The sequence below is a fragment of the Mesorhizobium sp. CNPSo 4684 genome (assembly GCF_057784315.1).
Genome location: NZ_JBWLUX010000018.1, coordinates 136779 through 147668, shown reverse-complemented (window position 1 = coordinate 147668; position 10890 = coordinate 136779). Strand labels below are relative to the sequence as shown.

Genomic DNA, 10890 nt, shown 5'->3' with positions numbered 1-10890 from the left:
AACTTGACCCCCCAGATAGTCGCTCTCCCCCACTTTGTGGGGGCGAGGAACCCAAGCTTTCGGAGGGCGCGACCTCAGAGATTAGCGTTTCCTCGCCCCCATGAAATGGGGGAGAGGTGGCAGCGTAGCGGACGGAGAGGGGGAGCGCCATAGGCGATTGCCCTGCCGGCTGGCGAGTGACCTGATGGGCGCGCAGAACGCAACCATCCACCGCATCGGCCCCTGCCCCCGTGGCTATGGACGAATCCCCTCATGCGCAATAAGGATGGAGACACGGTCTGCCGTGGCGCTTTCGTCGCTGAGGCAGGCGACGTTCGATCAATGACGCTGCGCCGGGCGCCTGTTCGATGACGCCGCCCTGCAAACGTGTCGAAACCGGGGGACCTGGTCATGACCGACAACAACAAGCCGACAACAGACGTTACCAAGGACTGGCAGGCATCGCAGGGCCAGAAGTCCGGCGCCACGCGCCTTAGGCTTTTCGCCGTGCTGTCGTGGATCATTGCCATTGGCGGCGAGATCGCCGGGATCGTCTTGCTCTACAAGCACAAGTTCGACCAGGGCAACCTGCCGCTTTTGATCGGCATTCTGGTCGGCATCGCGATTTTCGCCATCGCCGGCAGCCTGCTCTGGAAGGCGGCCAACCGGAAGGATCCGGCCCGCGAATCCGACACATTCAGGTTCTTCGTCCAGAACCAGCTCGGCGCGATCATCACGCTGATTGCCTTCCTGCCGCTGGTTCTCTTGATCCTCAACGACAAGAACATGGACCCGAAGAGCAAGAAAATTGCCGGCGGCGTCGGCGCTGTGCTGGCGGTGCTCGCGACGCTGATCGGGGTCAGCTACCAGCCGCCATCGGTCGAGCAGTACACGCAGGACATGAACCAGTGCGCGGCCCAGATCAAGGCGGGGCAGCCGACCACGGCCTGTTCGCCCGAGGTCGCCGCCCAGGCGCAGGCGATTGCCACCGACTCCACCACGGTGGCCGAGGCGACGAAGGACGCGGCACACCCCAACGGTCAGGATATCGTGTACTGGATCGCGCCGGAAAACGGCGCCGCGAAGTCCGACACGGAGCATGTCTTCCACCTCTGCGCCGCCGTCAGCCCGCTGAAGGACAAGACGGTGAACAGCGGCACCGTGACGGAAGCCTACGCCCAGAACGCCATCCGCATCACCAAGCAGATCGAGATGGAACAGAAGCAGTGCGGGTTCACGACCACGGCGCCGGCGCCCGCGGCACCCGCGCCGGCGCAATAATCCGCCGGCGTGCTGGCGCGCCCGGCCGGGCGCGCCTATGGTTTTCTAAAAAAGCCGGACTGAATGTTAAGGTCGGCTTCGCCCCGCCGCAGTCTGATCCCGTCGCACTCAAAACCGTTGTCAGCCGGCAGCGCCACCAGCGATTGACGGTCGAAATGGTGCAGATGACTCGTTGGGCAGGCGCATGCGCCATGTCTCGAACCACGCATCGCCATCGGCGCCGAGCTCACGCTTGGTGGGAACCTGGCAGCGAGACACTCGCGCCGAGGACAAGGTGGCTAGTCCGCCTCACCTTTTCTTCCGCATCAACATCGAGAAGATCACTGGTCGTCGTGCCCTCGTCTGACCGGCCCAGCCCCTTTCATGATGATCTCGCGATGCGGATAGGGGATGCTTATGCCGTTTGCCTTGAAAGTGTCCCACAGCGCCAGCAGCACCTTGCCGCGCACGTTGGTCAGGCCTTGCTGCGGGTCGCGGATCCAGAAGCGCAGGACGAAGTTCAGCGAGGAGTCGCCGAAGTCCGTCAGCCAGCAGACAGGCCGCCGGTCGGCCTCGACCCGGCCGACGCTGATCGCGGCCTCTATCGCCAGTTCGCTGACCTTGTGCGGATCGGCGTCGTAGGAGACGCCGAAGTTCACGTCGAGGCGCACGAGGTTGTCGCTGAACGACCAGTTGATAACCCTCTGGGTGATGAAGTCCTCGTTGGGGATCAGGAATTCGCGGCCGTCGCGCGTCACCACCGAGACGAAGCGCGCCCGCAATTCGCGTATCCAGCCGAAGGTGCCTTCGAGCGAAATCGTGTCGCCCGGCTTGATCGACTTGTCGAGCAGGATGATCACGCCGGAGACGAAATTCGAAACGACCTTCTGCAGCCCGAAAGCGAGACCGACGCCAACGGCGCCGGAAAACACCGTCAGCGCCGTCAGGTCGAGACCGACGGCGGAAAGTGCCACGGCACCGGCCACCAGCACGAGGCCGATCTTTGCGACCTTGCCGACGAGGACGCGGATCGACGGTGTCAGTTCCTCGGAGAGGCGGACGCGCTCATCGATGTAATTGCCGGTGACCACCGCAAGCCAGACCGTTGCGATCAGGAGCAGCGCCGCCTTCAGCACCATGAGGGCCGAAAGGCGAACCGCACCCAGAGGGATTGCCAGGCTGTCGAGGAAGGCGGCCGCCTCGTCACTGACGCCCAGGATGACAAGGGCCGCGTAGATCCAGGCCAGCCAACCCAGCGTGCGCGCGACGAGGCGGTTGCGGATGATGCGCGACAGCACGGTCGCGAACAGCCACGCCAGCGAGAGCAACAGCGCGACGAGCAGGAGATGGGTGCGGCTCGGCCAAGTGAAGGCGAGCAATAGGTTGAGCGCGGCAACAAGGAAGACAATGAACAGAATCCAGTCGGTGCGCCTCAACAGCGCGATGACGACCCTTAAGAGTCCGGGATGGCCCTTAATCTGGCGTGCCTGGTTCTCGACGAAAGGCTCGACCCGCAGCGCCGCCAGCTTCGCCACAGCAAAGAGCGAGGCAATGATGCCGATCTGATAGACGAACCAGGGCGCGGCGGCATAGTCGAACCATCCGCCGGCCCAGGCCAGCGCTCTATCGATGGCGTCGCGAAAATCCATTGCCACACGACCACTTGGCTACGAATTGCACGTCCACAATGTCGTCGGCCCTGTGATTGGTCAAGCCGACCTTCAGGGTCAGTAGCGGTCACTCTCGATGCCGGCTCCGCCCCAAGGCGGGGCAGCCGACTACAGCCTGTTTGCCCGAGGTCGCCGCCCAGGCGCAGGCGATCGCCACCGACGAGGCTGCCACTGCCTATTCGGGGCGGGCTGCGAAGTTTTACTGGATTGCCGAGCTGGTTTGGGACAACCCCATCGACGACTCCCGTTGCATCGCATGGGGACGAAACGCGGGCCGCCGCATGGCCGCGATGTCTCAAGCCGGCAATTATCTGAATGAACAGGCGGATACCCGGCAAGGATGTCTTATACGACGCCTACGGCGCAGAAAGATACAACCGCCTTGCAGCGCTTAAAGCCCGCTTCGATCCTTCAAATCTTTTCCGGCTGAACCAGAATATTGAACCGAAGCCTTCACTCGTTGCGCTTCGGTAAGTCTGCTTCCCATTCGTTCGAGACATTCGACCGCCTTGCCGCCGTTCGATTCCGGTGCGTCACTACCCAGCACCGCCACGGCGGAGGGAAGCCCGAGACCAGACCGCAGGCGATCGACGCGACAGGCGCCAAAGGGCCGTACCCGACCCTATGCTCGCTTCACAATTCTCGGTTTAGTCGGTCGGCGGGATTGAGCCGCGCTCTCGAGGGCCAAGGCCAACCGCTTCTCTTCTTCGATGGCGCGATCTACTGCCTCGATTTCCTCTTGGAGCGCCTTCAGCTCGGCTCCGTAGCTGGAGCCATCGCTGTCCCCGATCTGAAAGCCACTTGCCCGCATTGCGTCGCGAGTATGGTGCACGTTACGGACTCCTTCGCGTCGAGTCGCGACCAGGATTTCCCTAAACTCTTCAAGACGTTCAACGTGATTGCGAGTCATTGCGTTCTCCTATTCCGTCGTCATCGTCGCCTGCGGCGATTCAGAACGGCTAAAAATTACGACGCAGAAGCCTTAAAAGAGTACAGGAGATTCTCTCGACAAAGCATGAGTGCGGAAGCTCAAATTTGAACGTCTTGCAATAACGTGGAGCGCAGCAGGCGGAAATTGGCCTGGGACCCAGGTGTTAGACTCTTCCGGCGGCTTCGAGGCTCGGAAGGCCAGAAGCGGACCTCTAAGCGCCGGGCCGCTGCAAGGGTTCTCAATAACCCCTCGGGCGGTCAATACGTGGCGTCCAAGGGGGCTCTGTCGCCAAGTTGTACATCACGTGCGCACTTCACAAGCCACCCGGCCATAGCGCCAATGCCAAGCATGCACTAACATTCCAACTCGACCCCGTTGGGGCTGGCCAGTGATCTGTTCAAAGGGAAGTACCCATGACCAATCATTGCTGTGGACCGGGCTATGCTTCTCCAGCCGAGGCGATGACGGCACCTCGCGAAAAGCTGCTCTATACGATTGCCATCTACACCGGCACGGGCATTCAGAAGCCGGACTATCTGTGCACCATCGATGTCGACCCGGAGAGTTCGACCTACAGCCAGGTGATTTCGCGTTTGCAAATGCCGGGCATTGGCGATGAGCTTCATCACTCGGGCTGGAATGCCTGTTCGTCGTGCCATGGCGATGCGAGCATGGAGCGGAAATATCTGATCGTGCCGGGTGTGCGCTCGTCAAATCTGCATATTGTCGATTGCGGTACCGATCCGCGCAGCCCGACACTGTTCAAGGTGATAGACGGCGCTGAAATCAAAGCCAGGACCAACCTGTCGGCGCCACACACGGTGCATTGCCTCGGCTCGGACATCATCGTTTCCATGCTTGGTGACGCCCAGGGCAATGCCCCCGGCGGCTATTTGCAACTCAGCAAAGAGTTCGAGGTTGTCGGCCGCTGGGAAAACTCCATGGGCAGTATCAAGTTTGGTTATGATTTCTGGTACCAGCCGCGACACAACGTAATGGTCAGCTCGGAATGGGCCGCGCCCAATACCTTCATGCCTGGCTTTGACCTGGAAGAGGTTGGTCATCTGAAATATGGCCGAGAGATCCATTTGTGGGATTTTGAAAAGAAGGAGCCAAAGCAAACATTCTATCTCGGCGAAGATGGCTTGATCCCACTGGAAGTGCGATTCCATCATAACCCCGACAGCAGTCACGGCTTTGTTGGCGCGGCCCTTTCTGCAAATATCATCCATTGGTGGAAGGACGCGGCGGGTGACTGGCAATGGGAAAAAATTGTCGATGTCGGCAATGAGCCGCATCCCGAATGGCCGATACCAATACCGGGCGTGATCTCGGTCATTCTGCTCAGCATGGACGATAGATACCTCTATCTGTGCAACTGGTTGCATGGCGACATTCGTCAATACGACATCTCGGACCCTCACAACGCCAAGCTTACCGGACAAGTGTGGATGGGCGGACTTCTCGGCCGTGCGCCTGAGGTCAATGGCGTGAAAGTGACTGGCGGGCCTCAGATGATACAGCTCAGCCTCGACGGCAAGCGCCTCTATGTGACGACCTCGCTCTTCTCGACCTGGGATAATCAGTTCTATCCGGAAATCCGCACCAATGGCGGATGCATGCTGATGGTCAATTGCGATACGGAAAACGGCGGCATGGAAATTGATCCGCGATTTGTCGTCGATTTTGGCAAGGAACCAAATGGACCAAGCCGCTGCCACGAAACCCGTTATCCCGGCGGCGATTGCACGAGTGACATCTGGGTATGACCAGCTTCACCATCACTCTCGCCAATCAAGGCGGTGCGGCCTTTGACGTCGATCACCGCAAGCCCCTCTTGCAAAGCTTGCGCGAGCAGGGAGTGGACCTGCCCTACGGCTGCAAGTACGGCGGCTGCATCACCTGTGCGGCCAAGATGATCAGCGGCAAAGTCGATCAAAAAGCGCAGCGGGCGCTGAACAACCGCCAGATCAACAATGGCTATATAATCCTCTGCGTCGCCCGCCCTATGAGCGACTGCACGCTGGAGGTCGGCGTTGAGAGCCACGACAAGCTCTATCGCAACCCCTTCCTTGACCCGCTGGCCGCTCATGAATTGAAAGCCGATATTGCGACCCCGTTGGGAGCAAAGAAATGACCCATATGAATCATGATGAGCCCTATTCGGAGGCTTATCTGCAAGACATTCTGAAATCGGTCAAAACCATCGCGATGGTTGGGGCCAGCCCCGACAAGACCAAGTTTTCCTATGGTGTTCTCAGGGTGCTGCACGAAACCGGCTATGACATGATCCCGGTCAACCCCAGTCCCGGTCTGGATGAAATTCGAGGGCTCAAGGTGTACGCGTCGCTGGCCGCCATCGACCGGCCTGTCGACATGGTTGAGGTTTTTCGTCGCTCCGAAGATCTGTTGGAGGTTGCACAGGAGGCCATCGCCATCAATGCCAAGGTTCTGTGGGGTCAGATTGGGGTGCGCGATGACGCTGCCGCCCGGTTGGCGGAGGAAGCGGGCCTGAAAGTGGTGATGAACCGCTGTCCCAAGATTGAGTTGTTCCGTCCCTTCTGGAAGCCTAAGTTGCACTTGGGGATATGATTGCAGGGTCACGGAATTCGGCGTTGTTTTCGCTCTCAAAGCGGACGTCTGGCGCAACATGCGCTCACGATCCGGATCAGACCTTACGGCCCGTTACCAGACGGCCAGCAAGGACATGGCCGGCCTTGCTGAAAACTTTCATTCTCTCGGGGGCTTCCACAATCTGTTAGGCACTGGTTGGAAGTGGCTACGATCAGGCAGTCGTGGTACTCTTGTCGGCTTGAAAGCGTGACACACCGCGGTTTGCCTTGGGAGATGCCAAATGCGCATGCCCTTGCTCTTCATTCCACTGCTGCTTGCACCGATTGTATCGCATGCCGCCGACATTCACGACGCCGCCATGGCGGGCGATGTCGCGGCGATCACGGCGGCGCTCGATGCAGGCGCCGGTATAGATGAGAGTGATGGAACTGCAACGCCGCTCTATCTTGCGGTCTGGATGGGCCACATCGAAGCGGCAAAACTGCTCATAGAACGTGGGGCGGACGTCAACGCCCAGACGACTGGGGGTCCCCCGCTGATGGCGGCTGTCGGGCCAGGCAAGATCGATCTGTTAAAGCTGTTGCTGGAGCGGGACGCAGATCCAAATACCAACCGTGGTGGCGAATTCGCCCTTCATGTCGCCGTCGCTCTCGATTGTTTCGACTGCGTGAAGGCACTGGTCGAGGCCGGCGCGGACGTGAATGCGAAGACAATGGACGGCAAGACACCGCTCCATCTGGCAAAATTCAAGGGGCAACGCGAAGTTGCCGACTATCTCTTGTCGCACGGCGTCGTCTTGCCAACACCAGCCCCAATCTCGATGAAGTTGGCTTCTGCCGATGTCGAGAAAGGCCGAACCTACTTCACCGGCCGGTGTACCAATTGCCACAACGCCGAGCCACAGGGAGGGAATAAAATAGGACCGAACTTGTGGAGCGTCGTCGGCCGCGACAAGGCCTCTGTGGCAAATATGCGTTACTCCGACACGTTGCTGGGCTGGGAGGGTGTATGGACGTACGAGGACCTGAACAGATATCTCTTCGGGCCCATGCTCACCACGCCGGGCGTCAAGATGGAGACTCCTGGTGTCCCGGACGACACCGAACGGGTCAACCTGATCGCCTACTTGCGCACACTCAGCGACAAGCCGATCCCGCTGCCCTGAATCGAGGGTATCTTGTGCAACTGCTGCTACGGGCCTGCGTTGGCTAGGCGATAGTACTTTGCCTGAGGTACGATGCCAGATGGCCGCTGAGATCACGCGCGTCGTCGCCAGCGCCGTCGATCAGAGCAGACTTGCGGCGGCGCAGAAACTGCGTCCCCATCAGGTACAGGCCCGGATGTTCCACTACACCGCCGTCGTGACGGACGTGGCCCTTGCGGTCGAGGACCGGCAGTTCCAGCCAGGAGTAGTCCGGCCGGTAGCCGGTAGCCCAGATGATCGTCCTGATAGCGCCTCCGGCAAGATCGAGGCCGAGCGGCGGGTTGTCCTCGACACGGGTCGGCGGCGGGCGATCCGGCGGCCCGACCGTAGCGTCCAGGCCGTTGGCGCGCGCCCATTCGTCGATAAGGTCGAGCAGCCGGGCCATCTTGAGGTCGGAAAGCGCGCACATGTTGCGCAACGACCCCGCAAACTGGGCCTTGCCGTCTTCGGTGATGCCGGCAAGACGACCGATGAGCCGGACGCCGAGGTCGTCGAGCGCATTGAGGTCAAGGGTGGTGCGGTCGGGCGTGCCGGCAAGCTGCAGCGAAGGAACCCGTCGCGCCCGCCTGATGTCGTCCACCTCGTCGTAACGCTCGTCGAGCACGCCGGCGGCGTCCATCCACCATTCCAGGTCCTTGCCGCGATAGACGCGGGGCGCCCGGATGTGCTCGCCCACCGACAGGGTAACTTGACGCCCCGAACGCTGCAACTCCTGTGCGATCTGGGTGCCGCTCGACGACGCGCCCACCACCATCACGCCACCGTCGGCGACCTGACGCGGATTGCGGTAGGACTGTGCCGTCAGCATGGCGACCGACGGCGGCACGCGGCTGGCGACGTCGGGCAGGCGCGCGATGTTGCACGCGCCCGACGCCAGCACGACGGTCCGACACCGCCACTCGCCGCGGTCCGTGCGCACAAGATATCCCGCCCCGTCGCTGCGAACCGAGGTAACGATCGTGTGGGTTCTGACCGGAGCCGAGATCACCTTGGCATAGTTCCCGAGGAAGTCGATCACCTCAGGCATCGTCCGGTAGCCGTCGGGATCGTCGCCGTCATAGCGGAAGCCCGGCAGCCGGCTCTGCCAGTTCGGGGTGAGCAGCCGCAGTGAATCCCATCGCTCGGTGCGCCAGGTATTGGCGATCTCGCCGCGCTCCAGCAGCACATGGTCGATAGAGCGCTCCGCGAGGCAGCGGCTCATCGCGAGCCCCGCGTGCCCCGCGCCGACGATCACTGTGGTGACGGAACTAATCGCGCCCTCTCATCAGGAGAGTCTACAGCTCGTAGCGCCTTTCAATTGACCACGACCGTGACGTTCGTCGGATTGGTGACAATGTCATAGACCGCCGATCGCTTCTGCGACTGAGCCACGAGAGCCTCGATGTCCTCGGGCTTAGCGTCGGCGTCGATGTTGTACTTCACCGTGATGCCGCTGAAGCCGTTGCGCACGTCGCTGTCGATACCAAGTATGCCCGCAATATCCATGTCGCCTTCGATGGTCGCCTTCACCGACTTCAACTGGATGTTCCGGTTCTGGGCGACCGCGGCGATGCCGGCGGTCAGGCAACTGGCCAGCCCGACCAGCACGTATTCGACAGGCGTGGCGCCCTGATCCAGCGAAGCGAAGACCTCCGGATGGTCGGCATCGAATGCGAAGGTGGTCTTGCGATGCTGATCCTGGCCGAGACCGTAAAAACTCTCGACCGTCGAATGGCTGTGAGTGCCGTCCTTCCATTCACAGGCCGCGCGCCACTTGAACTGCGCAGCCTCCGGGGCGTTGGTAAGCGCTTCTTTTGCGGCGAGCAGCGCCTCTACGTTAACGCCATTGTTTGCCTGTACTTCGGAAGCCATAATTATTATCCTCCCTACTTTGCACTGGCTCAAAAACCCGACCGATTCCACTGACCTCCCGATCAGATTTCACCATGGCGCGGCATGCTATGGGTCGCGAAGCGTTTCTTCAAGTTGTTTCCGCAGCAGAATGTTCGCCCTCGTGTACCGAATTGCGCCTTTGCAGGCTCTAGCGCGACCACGACCTTCAGCGTGGTCAATTGCAGTGTCTGCTTCCGGGCGGAGGCAAAGTTCGCCTCTATGGCCGACATGAGGCGCGAAGCTGCCATTCTCGCACGATCAGCCTTGCCCCAAAAAAACAAGGCCCCTCCCGGGGCCTTGCCATATCACCTCAATGCCAGGCTCTCGCCGCCTCACTTCCCCATCAGCTGCTTGGCATTCTCGGCCGTGATCGCAGTCGTCTCCACCGTCACCGTCGGCTCAACCTCAGTCGCGCAATCCAGCAGGATCTTCTTCGACATCTCGATCGCTTCCTTGGCGCCTGTCGGGTAGGTGAAGGTTGCGGCCCAGTCACCCTTGGCGACGGCTTCGATGCCGCCGGCCGGACCCGGCAGGCCGTCGGTGCCGATGATCTTGACGTCCTTGCCCGCGCCCTTGGCGGCGAGCAGCGCGCCGGCGGCCATCATGTCGTTGGAGGCGTAGAGCACCTTGATGTCGGGGTGCGCCTGCAGCATGGCGGCGAAGGCGACCTGCGCTTTGTCCGGTACCCAGTCGGCGGCCTGCTCGGCCACCACCTGGATCTTGGCGTTTTCCTTGACGCCGTCCTTGAAGCCGTTGAGGCGCTCCACCGCCGGCGTCGAGCTCGGCAGGCCTTCCAGCACCGCCGTCTCGCCGCCATCTGGCAGCAGCGTCTTGGCGGTGTATTTGCCGGCCTCGAGCGCGATCTTGTAATTGTCGCCGCCGATGAAGGCGGTGTAGTCCTTGCCGGGGTCGCCGACCGTCTTGCGATCAAGCTCGATGACCGGGATGCCGGCATCCATGGCGCGCTTCACCGCCGGCGTCAGCGGTGCCGCCTCGAAGGGCGAGATCAGCAGGATGTCGACCTTCTGGGTGATGAAATTGTCGACCTGCGAGGTCTGCGTGTTGACGTTGCCGGCGCCGTCGGCGATCTGCAGCGTGAAACCAGGCACTTCCTTGGCCGCCGCCTCCAGCTCGTCATTGACGTGCTGGCGGTAGGGCTCGGCATTGTTGGCCTGCGAAAAGCCGATGATGAACTGGCCGTCCTTGGCGCAGGCTTTCACCAGTGGCTCGGCGGCATAGGCGGTGCCGGCAATGCACAGGCCGGCACCGGCCAGCACAGTCGATAAGATCGTTTTCATACTCACTCTCCTCCTCGTCTGGCCGGGGGCCAGACCTTGGTTGACGTCGACTTTTGCCGTCTCCTCCTTGTTTGTTGATGCATGTCGTTGTCGCAAAACCGA

At 61.1% G+C, this 10890-nt stretch carries 11 protein-coding genes; 6 read left to right on the top strand and 5 right to left on the bottom strand.

The window, feature by feature from the left end; all coding sequences use genetic code 11:
• Positions 1-390: 390 nt before the first annotated feature.
• The gene (locus tag AC04SG_RS18835; protein ID WP_488552256.1) at positions 391-1260 is read left to right on the top strand and encodes a hypothetical protein; all 870 of its coding nucleotides are present in this window, start codon (positions 391-393) and stop codon (positions 1258-1260) included.
• A gap of 320 nt (positions 1261-1580) precedes the next feature.
• Here AC04SG_RS18835 and AC04SG_RS18830 read toward each other — a convergent pair whose 3' ends face one another.
• Positions 1581-2888 (bottom strand): mechanosensitive ion channel family protein, encoded by a 1308-nt coding sequence (locus tag AC04SG_RS18830; protein WP_192249065.1) that lies wholly within the window; start codon positions 2886-2888, stop codon positions 1581-1583.
• Between the two features lie 336 nt (positions 2889-3224).
• Here AC04SG_RS18830 and AC04SG_RS18825 point away from each other — a divergent pair, with 336 nt between their 5' ends.
• Positions 3225-3383, top strand: coding sequence for a BBE domain-containing protein (locus AC04SG_RS18825; protein ID WP_203280676.1), 159 nt, complete (start codon positions 3225-3227; stop codon positions 3381-3383).
• 148 nt (positions 3384-3531) lie between these two features.
• Here AC04SG_RS18825 and AC04SG_RS18820 read toward each other — a convergent pair whose 3' ends face one another.
• Positions 3532-3819 (bottom strand): hypothetical protein, encoded by a 288-nt coding sequence (locus tag AC04SG_RS18820; protein WP_112559599.1) that lies wholly within the window; start codon positions 3817-3819, stop codon positions 3532-3534.
• A gap of 434 nt (positions 3820-4253) precedes the next feature.
• Between AC04SG_RS18820 and AC04SG_RS18815 the strand changes: the two genes are divergently transcribed.
• From AC04SG_RS18815 to AC04SG_RS18800, 4 genes are all read left to right on the top strand, one after another.
• Positions 4254-5609, top strand: a complete 1356-nt coding sequence (locus tag AC04SG_RS18815; RefSeq protein ID WP_488552255.1) for a selenium-binding family protein — start codon at positions 4254-4256, stop codon at positions 5607-5609.
• Positions 5606-5977, top strand: a complete 372-nt coding sequence (locus AC04SG_RS18810) for a 2Fe-2S iron-sulfur cluster-binding protein (protein ID WP_488552254.1) — start codon at positions 5606-5608, stop codon at positions 5975-5977. Before AC04SG_RS18815 ends, AC04SG_RS18810 begins: the two co-directional genes overlap by 4 nt.
• A gap of 5 nt (positions 5978-5982) precedes the next feature.
• Positions 5983-6432: a CoA-binding protein gene (locus AC04SG_RS18805; RefSeq protein WP_185970445.1), complete on the top strand. Its 450-nt coding sequence runs from the start codon at positions 5983-5985 to the stop codon at positions 6430-6432.
• Between the two features lie 262 nt (positions 6433-6694).
• Positions 6695-7579, top strand: coding sequence for an ankyrin repeat domain-containing protein (locus AC04SG_RS18800; RefSeq protein WP_488552253.1), 885 nt, complete (start codon positions 6695-6697; stop codon positions 7577-7579).
• 43 nt (positions 7580-7622) lie between these two features.
• Here AC04SG_RS18800 and AC04SG_RS18795 read toward each other — a convergent pair whose 3' ends face one another.
• The 3 genes from AC04SG_RS18795 to AC04SG_RS18785 all read right to left on the bottom strand — a co-directional run bounded on the left by AC04SG_RS18795 (position 7623) and on the right by AC04SG_RS18785 (position 10788).
• Positions 7623-8852: an NAD(P)-binding domain-containing protein gene (locus tag AC04SG_RS18795; RefSeq protein WP_488552252.1), complete on the bottom strand. Its 1230-nt coding sequence runs from the start codon at positions 8850-8852 to the stop codon at positions 7623-7625.
• 59 nt (positions 8853-8911) lie between these two features.
• Complete coding sequence (locus AC04SG_RS18790) at positions 8912-9469, bottom strand: OsmC family protein (protein WP_095205037.1); 558 nt, start codon at positions 9467-9469, stop codon at positions 8912-8914.
• 353 nt (positions 9470-9822) lie between these two features.
• Positions 9823-10788, bottom strand: a complete 966-nt coding sequence (locus tag AC04SG_RS18785; RefSeq protein WP_488552251.1) for a substrate-binding domain-containing protein — start codon at positions 10786-10788, stop codon at positions 9823-9825.
• Positions 10789-10890 lie beyond the last annotated feature (102 nt).